General features: G+C 66.6%; 17 protein-coding genes and 1 tRNA gene. 9 read left to right on the forward strand and 9 right to left on the reverse strand.

The features are described from left to right. Positions 1–29: 29 nt before the first annotated feature. The 4 genes from ABZ827_RS25270 to ABZ827_RS25285 all read right to left on the reverse strand — a co-directional run bounded on the left by ABZ827_RS25270 (position 30) and on the right by ABZ827_RS25285 (position 2,157). On the reverse strand, positions 30–443 hold the full coding sequence (locus ABZ827_RS25270; RefSeq protein WP_357241326.1) for a type II toxin-antitoxin system VapC family toxin: 414 nt from the start codon (positions 441–443) through the stop codon (positions 30–32). Then, entirely contained in the window at positions 436–687 is a 252-nt protein-coding gene (locus tag ABZ827_RS25275; RefSeq protein WP_357241329.1) for a type II toxin-antitoxin system prevent-host-death family antitoxin, read from the reverse strand. The genes ABZ827_RS25270 and ABZ827_RS25275 overlap by 8 nt, the downstream gene beginning before the upstream one ends. Before the next feature lie 133 nt (positions 688–820). After that, positions 821–905 (reverse strand) — tRNA-Ser (locus tag ABZ827_RS25280). Positions 906–981: 76 nt separating this feature from the next. Next, positions 982–2,157 carry a lactate 2-monooxygenase gene (locus ABZ827_RS25285; protein ID WP_357241332.1) on the reverse strand — a complete coding sequence of 392 codons (1,176 nt, stop codon included), beginning with the start codon at positions 2,155–2,157 and terminating at the stop codon, positions 982–984. 137 nt (positions 2,158–2,294) lie between these two features. On the opposite strand from ABZ827_RS25285, the gene ABZ827_RS25290 reads away from it, so the two are divergent. Beyond that, positions 2,295–3,296 carry an NAD(P)H-quinone oxidoreductase gene (locus ABZ827_RS25290; RefSeq protein ID WP_357241335.1) on the forward strand — a complete coding sequence of 334 codons (1,002 nt, stop codon included), beginning with the start codon at positions 2,295–2,297 and terminating at the stop codon, positions 3,294–3,296. Between the two features lie 6 nt (positions 3,297–3,302). Here ABZ827_RS25290 and ABZ827_RS25295 read toward each other — a convergent pair whose 3' ends face one another. Next, a complete protein-coding gene (locus ABZ827_RS25295) occupies positions 3,303–4,505 on the reverse strand; it encodes a cysteine desulfurase-like protein (protein WP_357241338.1) in 1,203 nt (400 codons plus the stop codon). 125 nt (positions 4,506–4,630) lie between these two features. Here ABZ827_RS25295 and ABZ827_RS25300 point away from each other — a divergent pair, with 125 nt between their 5' ends. The 4 genes from ABZ827_RS25300 to ABZ827_RS25315 all read left to right on the forward strand — a co-directional run bounded on the left by ABZ827_RS25300 (position 4,631) and on the right by ABZ827_RS25315 (position 8,264). After that, positions 4,631–5,221 carry a bacterial proteasome activator family protein gene (locus ABZ827_RS25300; protein WP_357241341.1) on the forward strand — a complete coding sequence of 197 codons (591 nt, stop codon included), beginning with the start codon at positions 4,631–4,633 and terminating at the stop codon, positions 5,219–5,221. Between the two features lie 274 nt (positions 5,222–5,495). Continuing rightward, positions 5,496–6,281, forward strand: a complete 786-nt coding sequence (locus ABZ827_RS25305; RefSeq protein ID WP_357241444.1) for an ABC transporter permease — start codon at positions 5,496–5,498, stop codon at positions 6,279–6,281. A 13-nt stretch (positions 6,282–6,294) separates the two neighbouring features. After that, positions 6,295–7,176 (forward strand): ABC transporter ATP-binding protein, encoded by an 882-nt coding sequence (locus ABZ827_RS25310; RefSeq protein WP_357241344.1) that lies wholly within the window; start codon positions 6,295–6,297, stop codon positions 7,174–7,176. 146 nt (positions 7,177–7,322) lie between these two features. Beyond that, entirely contained in the window at positions 7,323–8,264 is a 942-nt protein-coding gene (locus tag ABZ827_RS25315; RefSeq protein WP_357241447.1) for a glycosyltransferase family 2 protein, read from the forward strand. A 101-nt stretch (positions 8,265–8,365) separates the two neighbouring features. On the opposite strand, the gene ABZ827_RS25320 is transcribed toward ABZ827_RS25315, so the two are convergent. Further along, a complete protein-coding gene (locus ABZ827_RS25320; protein WP_357241347.1) occupies positions 8,366–8,731 on the reverse strand; it encodes a hypothetical protein in 366 nt (121 codons plus the stop codon). A 51-nt stretch (positions 8,732–8,782) separates the two neighbouring features. Between ABZ827_RS25320 and ABZ827_RS25325 the strand changes: the two genes are divergently transcribed. Then, entirely contained in the window at positions 8,783–9,145 is a 363-nt protein-coding gene (locus ABZ827_RS25325) for a hypothetical protein (RefSeq protein ID WP_357241350.1), read from the forward strand. Positions 9,146–9,402: 257 nt separating this feature from the next. Further along, the gene (locus ABZ827_RS25330) at positions 9,403–10,254 is read left to right on the forward strand and encodes an NAD(P)-dependent oxidoreductase (RefSeq protein WP_357241353.1); all 852 of its coding nucleotides are present in this window, start codon (positions 9,403–9,405) and stop codon (positions 10,252–10,254) included. 48 nt (positions 10,255–10,302) lie between these two features. On the opposite strand, the gene ABZ827_RS25335 is transcribed toward ABZ827_RS25330, so the two are convergent. After that, positions 10,303–12,207: a glycosyltransferase gene (locus ABZ827_RS25335; RefSeq protein ID WP_357241356.1), complete on the reverse strand. Its 1,905-nt coding sequence runs from the start codon at positions 12,205–12,207 to the stop codon at positions 10,303–10,305. A 74-nt stretch (positions 12,208–12,281) separates the two neighbouring features. Then, complete coding sequence (locus ABZ827_RS25340; RefSeq protein ID WP_357241359.1) at positions 12,282–12,824, reverse strand: GtrA family protein; 543 nt, start codon at positions 12,822–12,824, stop codon at positions 12,282–12,284. Positions 12,825–12,923: 99 nt separating this feature from the next. Between ABZ827_RS25340 and ABZ827_RS25345 the strand changes: the two genes are divergently transcribed. Both ABZ827_RS25345 and ABZ827_RS25350 read left to right on the forward strand, forming a co-directional pair. Next, positions 12,924–13,997: a glycosyltransferase gene (locus ABZ827_RS25345; RefSeq protein WP_357241361.1), complete on the forward strand. Its 1,074-nt coding sequence runs from the start codon at positions 12,924–12,926 to the stop codon at positions 13,995–13,997. Further along, positions 13,994–15,514, forward strand: a complete 1,521-nt coding sequence (locus tag ABZ827_RS25350) for a DUF2142 domain-containing protein (RefSeq protein WP_357241364.1) — start codon at positions 13,994–13,996, stop codon at positions 15,512–15,514. The genes ABZ827_RS25345 and ABZ827_RS25350 overlap by 4 nt, the downstream gene beginning before the upstream one ends. Before the next feature lie 76 nt (positions 15,515–15,590). On the opposite strand, the gene rfbB is transcribed toward ABZ827_RS25350, so the two are convergent. Then, complete coding sequence (gene rfbB, locus ABZ827_RS25355; protein ID WP_357241367.1) at positions 15,591–16,601, reverse strand: dTDP-glucose 4,6-dehydratase; 1,011 nt, start codon at positions 16,599–16,601, stop codon at positions 15,591–15,593. Positions 16,602–16,629: the final 28 nt, after the last annotated feature.

Raw genomic sequence — 16,629 nt, forward strand, 5'->3', positions numbered from 1 at the left:
CGAAGGAGTGCCATCGTCGAGGCCCGCCCCTACACGGCGAGGACATTCAGCAGCGGACCGAGCCCCTTGAAATCGTCAGGGTTCCGGGTGTAGAGCGGCAGAGCGTGTTGTACCGCGGTGGCAGCGATCTGAAGATCGGCGACCCGTCCCCGGGGCTTACGCCCGATTTGCTCGACGAGCAAGGCCAGTGACCCGTACACCAGAGCCGTCTCACTGTCGAACGCCAGGGGCGCGAACGATCGCACGACCCACTGGAGTTGAAGTTGGCGTTGCGCTTTCCGCACCGGGTCCCTGGTTGCGTGCACACCCGCGGCGAGCTCGGCGAGGCTGATGGCACTGATCGCGGCCTCCGCATCCTCGGGTAGCGCCTGATGCACCTCGGGGTAGTCGATGAGCACCGAAGTGTCGAGGAGTATGTGGCGTGGTGCGGCGAGTTCACTCACCCTCGGGGATCTTCTGGTCGATCAGCGAATCCATATCCGCGCGCCACTCGTTGTAGTCGATCCGTGGCAGGTGGGCGCTGGTGCGGGCGAGTTCAGCGATCGGCACGAAGGTGCGCTGGGTCAGCGGCTTCAGTTCGGCGACCGGTTTGCCGTTTCGGGTGATCGTGAAGCTCTCGCCGCCCTCGACCGCAGCGAGGACTTTGCCACTGTCGTTGCGGAGGTCCCGTTGCTGGATCGTTCTCATGTACTCAGGCTACCCTTCTGCTACACCGTGTACATATTGCTACAGGAACGCGGGCGCGCTCGACAAGAGTTGAATGTAGCGATGTGAGGGCACGGCGACCCCGGCCGAATATCTTCCCGGGCCGGGGCAGAAGCGGAGACGGAGGGATTTGAACCCCCGGTCGCTCTCACGACTCTCGCTTTCAAGGCGAGTGCATTCGGCCGCTCTGCCACGTCTCCAGGGCCTCGATGGTAACCGATACACCCACTGACGACCGAAATCCGGGCGGCGGTCGCGCAGTAGGGCTTCGGCGGGTCAGCGCGGGAGGGCGAGCAGGTCGCGGGTGACTCCCGCGAGATCGGCACAGCCGGAAAGGCCCATGGCGGAATCGAAATCGGCGAGCAGTAGCCGCAGGGCGTGCCGGACGCCGGGAGCCCCGGCGATTCCGAGTGCGTAGGCCCAGGGCCGGCCGTAACAGACGGCCTTGGCGCCGAGGGCGAGCGCGACCAGGATGTCGGACCCGGTGCGGATACCGGAGTCGAACAGCACATCGGCGCGGTCGCCGACCGCCGAGACGATCGGGCCCAGCGCGTCGAGGGCGGCGATCGAGTTGTCGATCTGGCGGCCGCCGTGGTTGCTCACCAGCAGCCCTTCGGCGCCGGCGTCCACTACCAGGCGAGCGTCGTCGGGGTGCAGGATGCCCTTCACCGCGATCGGGAGGTCGGTCCATTCCCGGAGTTTGGCCAGGTCGGCGGGGCGCAGGGTGTGGTTGCCGAAGAGGCCGACCCAGGTGAGGATCGCCACCTGCATGGCCTCCGCGCTCTCTTCCGGGGCAGCCGGCAGTTTGGCGCGGAAGACCGGGTCGGAGAGATAGTTCGCGATTCCCTTGCCCAGCAGGAAGGGCAGATGGGCGAGTTCCAGGTCGCGGGGGCGCCAGCCCAGCGACGGGGTATCGACGGTGACGACGACAGCTTTCGCGCCCGCCCGCTCCGCGCGCCGGACGAACGATTCCGCGAGCTCGTCATCGGCCGGCCAGTACAGCTGATACCACCAGTCACCGGCCACCTCGCCGACTTCCTCGATGGTGGACGACGAGGCGGTGGACAGGATGCTGCCGATACCCAGATCCCCGGCCACCCCGGCCACCGCTACCTCGCCTTTTTCGTGCAGTAACTCCAGCACCCCGACCGGCGCCGTGAGCACGGGGGCGGCGAATCTCGTCCCCAGCACCTCGACCGAGGTATCGCGTGCGCCCGGCCCGCTGGTACCGCGGAGCATGCGCGGCACCAGACGATGCCGCTCGAACGCCGCCCGGTTGGCCTCGGCGGTACGTCCGCTGGAGGCGCTACCGGCCACGTACGCGAAGGCGCGCGCGTCGAGCAGCTCCCGGGCCCGGTCTTCGAAACCGTCCGCGGTCATCGGCAGTTCGGGTACCGCACCGCCCATACCTTGGAGGTAGATCTCGTTCTGGAAGTCGATGAAGCTGCTCACAGCGCTCACGCTAGCCGTGTCGCGCCGCCCGTGGGGCAGATGGGCGAGGGCGCTGTGTGCCGATGTCTCGCCGGCCTGAATCGCTCGTAGGACGCGGCAGGCGCCGACTCGGGAAACTTGTGTTGCACTATGGGTCGATGCGCGCGATCAACTTGAACGGTTTCGGTGGCCCCGAGGTGATGGAGTGGTCGGAGGCTCCCGACCCGGCGCCGGGCCACGGCGAGGTACTGATCGAGGTGGCGGCGGCCGGGGTGAACCGGGCCGATCTGCTGCAGCGACGTGGGTTGTACGCCCCGCCCGCCGGGGCGACGCCCGTCCCCGGGCTGGAGTGTTCCGGGGTCGTCGCGCAGCTCGGCGAGGGGGTGCGCGGCTGGTCGGTGGGCGACCGCGTATGCGCGCTGCTCTCCGGCGGTGGCTATGCCGAGCGGGTGGTGGTCCCGGCCGGGCAGTTGCTGCCGGTGCCCGAAGGCTTGGACCTGGCGGCCGCGGCGGGATTGCCCGAGGTCGCCGCGACGGTCTGGTCGAATCTGGTGATGACCGGCGGCCTGCATTCCGGACAGCTGCTGCTGATCCACGGCGGGGGCAGCGGTATCGGCACGCACGCGATCCAGGTGGCCCGGCAGCTGGATGCCCGGGTCGCGGTGACCGCGGGGTCGGCGGCCAAACTCGACCGCTGCGCCGAGCTCGGGGCGAACGTGCTGATCAACTACCGGGAACACGATTTCGTGGAGCTCATCCGTGCTGAACAGGGGCTGGGCGGACCGGGCGCGGATATCATCCTCGACAATATGGGCGCCGCCTACCTGGGCCGCAATATCGACGCGCTGGCGCCGGACGGCCAGGTGCTGGTGATCGGCATGCAGGGCGGGATCAACGCCGAATTGAACCTGGGCGCGCTGATGGCCAAACGCGGTACGGTCCGCGCGATCAAACTGCGCGACCGCCCGGCCACCGGACGCGGCAGCAAGGCCGACATCATCGCCGAGGTGCGCACACATCTGTGGCCGCTACTGGAAAAGGGCGCGATCGTGCCGGTGATCCACGCCGAGGTGCCGGTGGCCGACGCGGGCCGGGCACACGAGATGCTCGACGAGCACGAGACCTTCGGCAAGGTGATCCTGCGGATCGGGGACTACTGACCCGGCTCAGCCGAGCGCCGATAATGCCCGGCCGAACATATCGATCTCGCGCCGAGTCGTGTACGGCGCGAGACCGATGGTCACCGCGCCGCCTTCATCGTTGACCCCCAGTGCGTCCAGTAACCGGCTGCCACCGTGCGACCCGGCCAGTACGGTGATCCGCTTATCGGCCAATTCCGCCGCGATCTTCTCCGCCTGCATACCGTCGATGGTGAAGCTGACCGTCGGGATACGGGTGGACGCCCGGCCGATCACGGTCAGACCGGTGATCTTGTCCAGGGTGTTCATCAGATGCTCGAACAGCTGGTCGTGGTAGTCCTGCAGGGAGGTCACCGAAACTTCCAGCCGTTCGCGCCGGGTGCCGGTGGCTCGTTCGTCGAGACCGGCCAGATAGTCGATCGAGGTGGTCAGGCCGGCCAGCAGCGCGTACTGGTGACCACCCACTTCCAGCCGTTCGGGCCCCTTGGCGTACGGGTTCAACGCCATGGACGGAATCCGGTCCAGGAACGCCGGGTCCCGGAAAACCAGCGCACCGACCTGCGGACCACCCCAGCTCGGTGCGCTCAGTGCGACCACATCGGCGTTGAGATCCTCGATATCGATCATCGCGTACGGTGCGGCGCCGACCGCGTCGGCGACCAGGAGTCCGCCCACTTCGTGCACCCGTTCGGCCGCGACCCGCACCGAGGGTGCCGAACCCACGATCGGGGAGGCCGCGGTGAGCGCGACCAGCCGCGCGGTGGGTCCGATCAGCTCCTCGAACTGCCAGCCCGGCATCTCGCAGGTCTCGATCTCCACCTCGGCCCAGCGCACATGCGCGCCGTACCGGTTCGCGATCCGCAGCCACGGCGCCACATTCGCCTCGTCGTCCAGCCGGGACAGCACGATGCCGGTGCCCAGCCCGAGCCGCGAGCTCAGTGATTCCGAAAGCCAGGACAGCAGCACCGCACGGTCGGGTCCCAGTACGACACCGCTCGGGTCGGCGCCGACCAGGTCCGCGACGGCCACCCGTGCGTCGTGCAGGATATCGGCGCTTCGTTTGGCGGCACCGTGGCGGCCGATATGGGTGAACGACGACGTGCGGAATCCGATCGACACCGCGCGCGAGACAGAATCCGGAACCAGCATCCCCGCCTGCGGAGCCAGGTTGATCCAGCCGTCGGCCAGGGAGGGGATCAGGCCCCGTACCCGCGCGACGTCGTAAGTCATGCTGGTCACTTTAAGGCCAGTGGCCGCGACTCGGTAACCCTGGTCCAGCCCAGTGCGGGGGCTATCACCCGCTCGACCACCACCAGCTTTAGCGCGTTCGCGGCGAACACGACATGATGGGGACCATGACGCAATCGGATGACGCATCGGATCCCGTTGTCGTGATCGGCCCCGAGGGCCGCCCCCTGGTGCTGCCCGCCGGCGCCACATCGGGCGCGTCGTACCCGGGCCGGGAAGGTGAGCAGACCGGCGCCGACGGCAGCGAGAACTCCGAATCACTGGCCGATATGGTCGAGCAACCGGCCAAAGTGATGCGAATCGGCACCATGATCAAACAGCTGCTGGAGGAGGTGCGGGCGGCCCCGCTGGACGACGCCAGCCGCACCCGTCTCGCCGAGATCCACAAATCGTCCATCCGGGAGCTGGAACAGGGACTGGCGCCGGAACTGCGCGACGAGCTGGAACGGCTGGCGCTGCCGTTCGGCGAGGACGCCGTCCCGTCCGATGCGGAACTGCGGGTGGCCCAGGCGCAGCTGGTGGGCTGGCTGGAGGGGTTGTTCCACGGTATCCAGACCGCGCTGTTCGCCCAGCAGATGGCGGCGCGGGCGCAGCTCGAGCAGATGCGCCAGGGCGCGTTGCCGCCGGGTGTCCACGCCGGCGAGGGCCGCGGCGGTCAGCCCGGGCATTCGATCGGCGGCACGGGGCAATACCTCTGAACGAGGCGGTGTATACGGCCAGCCGGTACCGGGACGCGTTGCCGGGGTAGTGTCGTGCACCGTGCCTGCAGCTTCCGCTCGCTCCGACCTGGAAAACACCGAAATCCCGGAGCGCACCGACGAGGGCTCGGTGCGCACCGACCACACTCCCGCCGCAGATGAGACGCCCGTGAGTTCCGAGCAGACCCCGGTAGCCGATACCGATATCACCGAGGTGACGGCCCCGGCTCCCATCGAGCCCGATTCGCAGTCCTGGGCCCGTGCCTGGCGCGATATGCGCGAGGGCTTCGGGCAGCGCGAACTATGGCTCTCACTCGGCTGGCAGGACATCAAGCAGCGCTACCGGCGTTCGGTGATCGGCCCGTTCTGGATCACCATCGCCACCGGTGTACAGGCCGCCGCCATCGGCATCCTGTACGCGGCGCTGCTCGGTCAGCCGCTGCACGAATATCTGCCGTACGTCGCCGTGGGCTTGATCGTGTGGAATGTCATCAACGCCTCGATCCTCGAGGGCGCGGACGTTTTCATCGCGAACGAGGGCCTGATCAAACAGCTGCCGTCGGCGTTGAGCGTGCACGTGTACCGGCTGGTCTGGCGGCAGATGCTGTTCTTCGCCCACAATCTGCTGATCTATGTGGTGGTACTCGGGGCGTTCGGTGTCTGGAAGGACCTGCACTGGACCGCGATCTTCGCGCTACCGGCGCTGGCGCTGTTGTTCCTGAACGCCATGTGGGTATCGGTGCTTTTCGGCATCATCAGCACCCGCTACCGCGATATCGCGCCGATTCTCGGCAGTATGACGCTGATGCTGTTCGTGCTGACCCCGGTGATGTGGAGCACCAAGAGTCTGCAGGCCCAGGGCGGTGAGGTCGCCGAACGGGCCCGGATCGCCGAGGTGGTGCCCACGTACCACTATCTGGAGATCGTGCGCGCCCCGCTGCTCGGCGACGACCAGAAGCTGTACCACTGGGCGATCGTGGGCGGGATCACCGTGGTGGGCTGGCTGGCCGCGGCGGTCGCCCTGAAGAAGTACCGTTCGCGCGTGCCCTACTGGGTTTAGGAGTCTGCCTGTCATGACCGATCAGGTGAGTATCGAAACCCGCGACGCGTGGGTGGAGTTCCCGATCTTCGACGCGAAATCGCGTTCCCTGAAAAAAGCCTTCCTGGGCAAGGCGGGCGGTTCGATCGGCCGCAACCAGTCCGATGTGGTGGTCGTGGAGGCGCTGCGTGACATCACCCTGTCGCTGAAGGAAGGCGACCGAGTGGGCCTGGTGGGCCACAACGGCGCCGGTAAGTCCACGCTGCTGCGGCTGCTGTCGGGAATCTACGAACCCTCGCGCGGCAGTGCGCGGATCCGCGGGCGGGTGGCGCCGGTATTCGATCTGGGCGTGGGGATGGACCCGGAGATCTCGGGCTACGAGAACATCATCATCCGCGGGCTGTTCCTCGGGCAGACCCGCAAGCAGATGATGGCCAAGATCGACGAGATCGCCGATTTCACCGAGCTCGGCGAATATCTCGCCATGCCGTTGCGCACCTACTCGACCGGTATGCGGGTGCGCTTGGCGATGGGTGTGGTCACCTCCATCGACCCGGAGATCCTGCTGCTGGACGAAGGTATCGGAGCGGTCGACGCGGAGTTCATGAAGAAGGCGCGGATCCGGTTGCAGGAGCTGGTCGCCCGCTCGGGCCTACTGGTGTTCGCCAGCCATTCCAACGAATTCCTGGCGCAACTCTGCGATACCGCGATGTGGATCGACCACGGCCAGATCCGGTTGCAGGGCGGGATCGAAGAGGTGGTCCGGGCCTACGAGGGCCCCGACGCCGGTAATCACGTAGCGACGGTGTTGCGCGAACTGGAGGCCGAGAAGGCCGGGAAGCCCGCGGCCGGAACCGGCGAGCCGGCAGGGCAGCCGGCCGACGGCGAACGAGAACTGGAGAAGAACCAGGTATGAGCGAGTCAGGCCCGGAGGCGGCAGCGGAGCGTAACCACGAAGGGCCCTCGCTCAAACCCAGTGGAGACAGCATGAGCGAGTCAGGCCCGGAGGCGGCAGCGGAGCGTAACCACGAAGGGCCCTCGCTCAAACCCGATGGAAACAGCATGAGCGAGTCGGGCCCGGAGGCGGCCGTTCTCCCGGAGGTCGAGTACGGCGCGGACGCCACCATCGTCGCCGTGGTCGTGACCCACAAACGGCGTGAACTGCTCGCCGAATCACTGAAAGTCGTGGCCACCCAATCGCGTCCGGTCGATCATCTGATCGTGGTCGACAACGGCAACGAGACCGAGGTGGCCGAACTGGTCGACGACCAGCCACTGCCCACCACGTATCTCGGTTCCGCGCACAATCTGGGCGGAGCCGGTGGTTTCGCGCTGGGGATCCTGCATGCGCTGAGCCTGGGCGCCGACTGGGTGTGGCTGGCCGACGACGACGGCCGGCCCGAGGGCCCGGAAGTGCTGGCCACCCTGTTCGATTGCGCCCGCCGCCATGAACTGGTGGAGGTTTCACCGGTCGTCTGCGATATCGACGAACCGGACCGGCTGGCGTTCCCGCTGCGCCGCGGCGTGGTGTGGCGACGGTTGCGTTCCGAGCTCGGCGCCGAGGATCTCCTGCCCGGAATCGCTTCCCTCTTCAACGGTGCGCTGATCTCGGCGCAGGCGGTGGATGTGATCGGCGTACCGGATCTGCGGCTGTTCGTCCGCGGTGACGAGGTGGAGGTCCATCGCCGTCTCGTGCGCTCCGGATTACCCTTCGGCACCTGCCTCCAAACGGCGTATCTGCACCCCAACGGCGCCGCCGAGTTCAAGCCGATCCTCGGCGGCCGGATGCACACCCAGTATCCGGACGATCCGGTGAAGCGGTATTTCACCTATCGCAATCGCGGCTATCTGATGTCCCAGCCGGGTATGCGAAAACTGCTGCCGCAGGAATGGATTCGTTTCTCCTGGTTCTTCCTGGTGACCCGCCGCGATCCCGCCGGATTGCGCGAGTGGTTCCGGCTGCGCAGCCTCGGCCGCAACGAGCAGTTCCAGAAACCGGACTAGTCCGGTAACGCCCATATAGCGTATACCGGTCACCGAATTTTTAACGGGGCTTGACGGCCGATGCGAGAGTTTCCTCCCGGCCGGGTAAGTTCGGCTGGCAATCAGCTTGATTCGGGAGGAGATCGATGAGTTACCCCGGCGGTCAACCGCCACAGGGCATGCCCGCACCCGGCCAGTACCCGGCGCCGCAGCCGCAATTCGCGCCACCGGCACCGCATCCAGGTGGGCAGCCACCACAACCAGGGGGACCACAGGGGCAGCAGCAGTGGGGCGCGCCGCCGGGACAGCCGCCACAGGGCGGGTTCGGCCAGCCCCCCGGGCAACCGCAGTTCCAGAGCGGTCCGTACCCCCAGCCGACCGCGCAACCGCAGTACCAGAGCGGTCCGTATGCCCAGCCCACCGGTCAACCCCCGGCGCAGTTCGGACCGGGTGGTCAGCCGGGGCCCTACGGTCAGCAGCCCGGGCAACCGGCACCGAACGATCCCCCGGGGATCACGGTGGACTGTTCGTACACACCGATGGCATTCATCCTCGCCCTCACCAAACCGAAGATCCTGGTGAACGGTCAGCAGGTGCCGAACACCCGATGGGGCGCGAATCATATCCCGGTCGGGGCCGGTAATTACCATCTGCGGGTGAGCACGCCGTGGCTCATCGATATGGGTCCGGCGGATGTCGCCGTACCGATGCAGCCCGGCCAGGCGGTCCGGTACTACTACCGCACACCCGCGTTCTTCTTCCTGAAGGGCGCGATCGGCCCGGTACCGCAGAAGACGCCGGGTATGGTCGCGATGTTCGTGATCTGGGGCATTTCAGGGGTTTTCATCCTGCTCATGGTGCTGATGATGATCATCCTCATGGCGAGCGCCTCCACAGTCTGAGACCGGATGCTCGGTGGACCCTGCCGCACGGGGTCCACCGAGCCTCGGCACTGCCCCGCCGCGGGGAACACCCCGGTACCCGCGGACCTGTGACCCCGCGCCCCTCACCACCTGTCCCTGAGCGCCGCCGCACCCTTGTGACCAGCGACGATCGCGCGCCCTCTGGGCAACACACAGCCCGTTGCCTACCCTCGAATCGCATGCGTCGACCGCGCGGTGACCGCGTGGCGGCGGCCGCGACAACAGAAGGGCAGGCTATGACGGCACCCGGAGACAAGCCGCTGAGCGGGCGGACGATGATCATGTCCGGCGGCAGCCGTGGCATCGGCCTGGAAATCGCCAAGCGGGCCGGCGCCGACGGCGCGAACGTCACGCTGATCGCCAAAACCGATCAGCCACATCCCAAACTGCCCGGCACCATCCACACCGCCGCGGCGGAGATCGAAGCCGCCGGCGGGACAGTGCTGCCGTTTGTCGGCGATATCCGACTGGACGATTCGGTGGCCGAGGCCGTCCGGCAGACCATCGAACGCTTCGGCGGTATCGATATCGTGGTGAACAACGCCTCCGCCATCGATCTGTCCCCCACCGACGCGCTGGCGATGAAGAAATACGATCTGATGCAGGACATCAACTGCCGCGGCAGTTTCCTGCTGTCCAAGCTCTGCATACCGGCGCTGCGCGATTCCGCCACGGCCGGCCGCAATCCCCATATCCTGACCCTGTCACCGCCGCTGAACCTGGACCCGAAATGGGCCGGTTCGTCGCTGGGCTACACCATCGCCAAGTACGGAATGTCGCTGACCACACTGGGTTTGGCCGAGGAACTGAAAGACGACCGGATCGGCGTGAATTCGCTCTGGCCGCGAACCACCATCGCCACCGCCGCGGTGCGAAATCTGCTCGGCGGCGAGGAGATGGTGAGCAGCTCGCGGACCCCGGATATCTACGCCGACGCCGCGTATCTGGTGCTCACTTCGACGGCCGCCGACAACACCGGCAATTTCTTCCTCGACGACGAGGTACTGGCCGCGCACGGCATAACGGATCTGGACAAGTACCGGGTGACGCCGGGTGACGGCCCCCTCACCACCGACCTGTTCCTCTAGCGGCCGGGCAGGTGGCGGGACCGTCCGGTCCCACCACCTGTCTGCCGGTCAGAGCGACTTCGGGTCGATCCCGTACAGGCGCTCCCAGTTCTCGCGACTGGTGAGTTCGGCGTGGGCGCCGCGGTAACGCTCCTGCAGGGCGGGCAGTTCCTTGTACAACCGGCGCAGCGTGCGCAGGGTGCGCAGCAGCAGGGCCCGTCCGGTCGCTTTATCCCGTTTACGTACCCGGACACCGGACTGGGAGGCGTCGGTGACGACCACATGGTCGAACAGCGAGACATGCCACCAGTGCGCGTCCTCGCGGGTCACCCCGACCAGCCCGGGCTGCACCCGGCCGGTCCACTGCTGGATAGCCCGTTTGATCAGCACCAAGAGCAACCGGCTCGGTTCACCACCCGCCCGGCGCACCCGGATATCCGTGGCCGGAACGGGCGGGGTGGCGGCGGGATGTTTCACCGTTTCCGGATAGTCGGCGCGGCTGGTGCGGGCCCGGCGCAGCACCTCGGTACCGCCGTCGCGCAGGATCTGCGGCCCGGCCAGGAAATCCTCGATTCCCTGCAGTGTGGTGTGCGCGAGACCGTATTGCATCCCGACCAGGTACTCCGAGATATTGCGGAACAGCTGCCGGGTCACAGTGCTCGGATCGAGATCGGTGTGCATGGCACTGACGATCAGCGAATTGCGGGTGCTGAAGTACCGCGCCCAGTCGTCGAAATCCTTCCAGTAGAAGTCCGCGTGCCAGACCGCCGCGTTCGGCAGCGTGACCGTGACGAACCCGTGCTCGCGGGCCCGGACCCCGTACTCGACGTCGTCCCACTGGAAGAAGATCGGCAACGGCAATCCGATCTTCTTGACAACCTCCGCCGGGATGAGGCAGGTCCACCAGGCGTTGTAGCCGGCGTCGACGCGGCGCTCCTGGTTCTTCTTCAGCATGCTGGTGTTACGCAGCGCCTTGGGCACCTTCTGGCCGTGCATCAGCTTGTCCAGGTGCACATCCTCGGCCCCGACGTTCAGGTAATCGGGGTTGAGCAGGAAGAGCATCTGCGCGCCGACCAGAGTCGGTTCCACGGTGAGGTTGGCGAAGGCCTGCAACCGCAGCACGGTTTCGGGTTCGCAGAGAATATCGTCGTCCATCAGGATGACGTCGGCGTGTTCGTTGGCCGCGGATACCTCGTACAGTCCGCGGGTGAAGCCGCCCGCGCCGCCGAGGTTGGGCTGGCGGATATAGCGCAGCTTATCGCCGAGACCGGGCCGGATGCGCTGGAACAGCGGCCGGTCCTCCACCAGGTCGGTGCCCTGGTCCACCACGTATACCGCGTCGATCGCGCCGAGCACGGTCGGATCCGAGGCGAGCGCCGCGACCGTCTCGGCGCAGTCCTGGGCGCGGTTGAAGGTGCAGATGGCGATGGCGACCGGACGCACGGTCTCGGGCGCCGCCGCGGTCCAGGTCAGTTCGGAGATGGCGAGGTCGCCGCCGACGGCGTCGAACTCCAGCCACAGGGCGCCGCCGTCGACGAACTGGTCCAGCGGCGCGGTCAGGGTCAGCGGACCGCTGGCGGTGACCTCGGCCGTGCCGACGATCCGGCGGTGGCCGGCGATATCGGAGGCCACGATCCGGACACCGGCCCGTTTGCCGACGTGCAGCGTCATGGTCGCCTGCACCTCGGTGACGACGGTCCAGCGCTGCCAGTAGCTGGCGGAGAGCCGGCCGAAGTAGGTGTTGGTATGCGCGGTGCCGCCCTTTTCCAGGTGCAGGCTCAGCCGATCGCGCGTGGCACGGCCCTTCACCACCACGTACAGCTCATCGCTGATCTTCGCCGACGGCCCGGTGAAGATTCCCCGAGCCAGCACCAGCCGATCCGGTGCCCGGTGATTCTCGGCGCGCAGCGATTCGGGTGCGACCGCAGAGTGTTCGTTTGTCTCGGTAACGGCCTGCATAGCCGACTGATCCATGAAGTCCTCGAAATCTCATCGTGCCGACGGGACCGACATGTCCCTGAATACGGTTCGCGACCGGCCCGAGGATATCAATCAGCCACGCCGGTCGCCCGTTCGGTCGTTTCCCTATCGGGCTCGCCGGTAAACACAAACTTGTCATAAGCCCAGTACCGGAAGATCACCGCAACCATCTGACCTATGAGTGTTCCGGAAATATTGTCCGCCAGCGGAGTGGACAGATCCAGCACATAGCGGGAGAAACCCAGACAACCCAGCTGCAGGCCGATCGCGATCACATTGATCACCGCGTACAGCAGATACTCCCGCGCCGGGCTACCGGATTGCTTATGTGAGAACGTCCACCATTTGTTGCCGAAATAGGTCACCACGGTGGCCACCGCGATGGCGATGATCTTGGCCGGCAACGGGATGTCGTACATCAGCCCTTCGCCGCCCCACGCACCCAGGTTGAACACCAGCAGGTTGTAGGTTCCGGCGTCGACCAGGAATCCGACCACGCCGACAACCAGGAACGCCGCACTCTGCCGCAGCCCGGCGCGTACCCGTTCGGTCAGCGAACGGGGGGGCTGTGCGCCGGTGTCGACCACGGCCGACGACTCACCAGATGACACGCGCTGACGGTACCGCAGTGACCTGAGGCACCGGTTCCGGTACAGACCCGGTACTCTCCCGGTGTTCCCATATCCGTCGATTCCGAGGATTTTGACCAGGTGGACTCCACCGATTTCCGCATGGGCGAGTCAGGCCCGGAGGCGGCAGCGCAGGGTAACCACGCAGGGCCCTCGGCCATGCGCGATGGTTACCGGATTGCCGCAGTGGTCCCGTGCCACAACGAAGAAGCGTCGGTCGCCAAGGTCGTCACCGACCTCAAGGCCGCGGTACCCGGGATTGTCGTGTACGTCTACGACAATCTCAGTACCGACGCCACCGTCGAGAAGGCCCGCGCCGCTGGGGCGATCGTTCGTAAGGAACTCGCCAAAGGCAAGGGCAATGTCGTGCGTCGCGCCTTCGCCGATATCGAGGCCGATGTGTACCTCATGATCGACGGCGACGACACCTACGAGGCATCCGCCGCACCGGAAATGATCGAAGCCCTGCTCTCCGGCCCGTACGACCATGTACTCGGCGTCCGTAAACAGGATATCGGCGGATCGGCCTACCGCGCCGGACACGAAACCGGTAACAAGGTGCTCAACGGCGTGGTCGGCAAGGTTTTCGGCGAGAACGTCGAGGATATGCTGAGCGGATTCCGGGTTTTCTCCCGCCGCTTCGTCAAGAGTTTCCCCGCGGTGTCCCGGGAATTCGAGATCGAAACCGAACTCACCGTGCACTCATTGCACCTGCGGGTCCCGCGGACAGCGGTAGCGGTCGGATTCCGGGACCGCCCGGCCGGCAGCGAAAGCAAACTGCGCACCTACCACGACGGATTCAAAATTCTCGCGCTGATCTTCGGCCTGGCCCGGCACGAGCGACCGGTGGCGTTCTACGGGCTGTTCGGCACCCTGAGCTGGATCGTCTCGGTGGTCCTGACCATCCCGATCATCGCCCAGTACTACGAATCGCATACCGTGCCACGCTTCCCCACCCTCTTCCTCGCGTGCACCTTGCTGCTGGTCGGCTTCCTGGCCTGGACAGCGGGCCTGATCCTGGACGGTATCCGTCGCTCCCGGCACGAAGCCGCGCGCCTGATCTATCTGCGCTACGAAGCGCCGGAAGCCGCGCCCCACCCGGCCGCGCCGATCCGCGAAACCCAGCCGGATCCTGTGGCCGGGGATATCCGTTGACCGCCGATACCGAGACCCGCCCCGCCGGAACCGAGCGGGCCGCGGGCCGCACGCGGCTGTCCGGAACCGCCCGCGCCGGCCGGGCCGTGGTTCACCGGGCCGGCCCCGCGACGGTCGCCTTCGTACTGCTGGCCGGAATCTTCGGCCTGGTATTCGCGGTGATCAGCCCGCCTTTCTGGGGTCACGACGAGTTGACCCAATTCGGCCGCGCCTACCAGGTCTCGCAGGGCGGGCTGACTCCGACCGAGATCGAGGACAGCCGCGGTGTCGCCTACGGCGGCGAAGTTCCGGCGAGCGTCGACGCCCTCATGGGTTTCGCGTTCGACGACTACACCCACAACCCGGGTGAACCCTTTCCCGACGTCGCCGAGCCCAGCACCTACAAGCGGCTGAGCGACGCGCCGATCACCGACGACCGGAAAACCATCTGGTTCACCAACACTGCCGCCTATTCGGCAGTCCCCTACGTGCCGAACGCGATCGGCATCTGGTTCGCCGAAGTGATCAACGCCGATACCGGCACGATGGTGCGCCTCACCCGGCTGGCCGGATTGGCCTCCTACCTGCTGGTGGTCGGTTTCGCACTGTGGTCGCTGCGTGCGCATCGCATCCAATGGCTGGCATTCACCGTGGCCGTCCTGCCGATCGCGGTGTTCCAGGCCGGTACCGTCACCGCCGATACGCTCACCAACGCACTCGCCCTGCTGGTTTCGGCGCTGGTGGTGAAGGCGGTGTTCCTCGGCGACCGGCTGGGTCGCGCCGAAACGTTCGCGGTCATGGCCACCGCGATCCTGCTACCGCTGTGCAAACCGACCTACGTCCTGCTGGCCATGCTGGTGGTCCTGATCCCGGCGAAGCGGATGGGCCTGACCGGATGGCGGCGCTGGATCACCTGGGCCTGCGCCGCGCTGGGTGCCATCGGGTTCGCGGTGTGGATGAAGATCGCGGCGCCGACCGGTGAGGGTACGAGCCTCATGCGGCCACGCCACCAGTGGTACACGGTCGATACCGGGGAACAGCTGACCGGAATACTGACCGACCCGTTCGGCTTCCTGCGCACCTTCTGGGAGAGCATCCTGCGGCGCGACCAGGAATGGTTCACCGAATTCTTCGGCGAACTGGGCTTCGCGTACATCAATGTGCCGGCCACCGCGATCGTGGCCTGCCTGCTCGCGTTCGCCGTGAGTATCGGGATGGCCGAACGTTTCGCCGACCCGGACTTCCGGCGGACCCTGGTGGTCGCCCTGACGATGGCCGCGAGTGTCGCGATGATCTATGTGACGCTCTACATGTCGTTCACGCCCGTCGGCTACTACATCATCGACGGTGTTCAGGGCCGGTATTTCATCCCGCTGGCGATCTTGGCGTTCGCGGTGCTGCTGCGCTGGATGCCCTTCCGGCTCCGCGGTCCCGGTGATCGCGAACCCGGTCGTGGAGCCGCGCTGACGGTCGTGGGGGCGGCGGCGATCGCCCTGATCACCACGGTCGCGAAGTATCACATGTACGTCTGGGCCTGATCGAAAGCAGCTGCCGTACGAATATCGCGCCCCGCAACTCGGTTGTGGGGCGCGATCGGTTCAGCGGGCGCCGGGCTCACGGGACGGCGATCGTCCGTTCCCCCGCCTCGGCATAAGCGCGTTCGGTCGCGGCTTTGACCGGGCGCCACCAGGATTCGTGCTCCCGGTACCAGGCGATCGTCGCGGCCAGCCCGGCCCGGAAGTCCGCGTAGCGGGGTGTCCAGCCGAGTTCGTCACGCAGCACGCTCGCATCGATCGCATAGCGCTGATCGTGTCCGGCACGGTCGGTGACATGGTCGAAATCGCCCGGATCGCGACCGAATTCGGTGAGCAGCAGTTCGACGACGGTGCGGTTGTCGAGTTCACCGTCCGCGCCGATCAGATAGGTCCGCCCGATCCGGCCGCGCTCCAGCACGTCCCATACCGCCCGGTTGTGGTCGTCCACATGAATCCAATCGCGGATCTGGTGGCCGCCGCCGTACAGGCGTGGCCGCACCCCGTCGATGAGATTGGTGATCTGGCGCGGGATGAATTTCTCGACGTGCTGGTACGGCCCGTAATTGTTCGAGCAATTCGAGAGCGTGGCACGAATTCCGAAAGACCGGACCCAGGCGCGAACCAACATATCGCTGGCGGCCTTGGACGCCGAATAGGGGCTCGACGGGTTGTAAGGGGTGCGTTCGGTGAACGCTGGATCGCCGGTTTCGAGATCGCCGTAGACCTCGTCGGTGGACACATGGTGGTACCGCACATCGTGGCGGCGCACCGCCTGCAGCAGTGAGTAGGTGCCGACGATATTGGTCTGCACGAACGGCCACGGTTCGGCGAGCGAATTGTCGTTATGCGATTCGGCCGCGAAATGGACCACGGCGTCGACCCCGCTGACCAGTTCGTCGACGAGGTCCAGGTCCGCGATATCGCCGTGCACGAAGTCGATCCGATCGGCGACCGGGTCCAGCGAGGCGCGGTTACCGGCGTAGGTGAGGGCGTCGAGCACGGTGACCGTCACCTCCGGGCGTTCGGTGACGGTCGACTGGACGAAGTTGGCTCCGATGAACCCGGCTCCGCCGGTCACGAGAAGACGCACGCGTCCACTCTACGTCCCGGCCGCCACC

Origin of the sequence: Nocardia sp. NPDC019395 (assembly GCF_040632335.1) — a bacterium.
In the GTDB taxonomy this organism is placed as follows: domain Bacteria; phylum Actinomycetota; class Actinomycetes; order Mycobacteriales; family Mycobacteriaceae; genus Nocardia.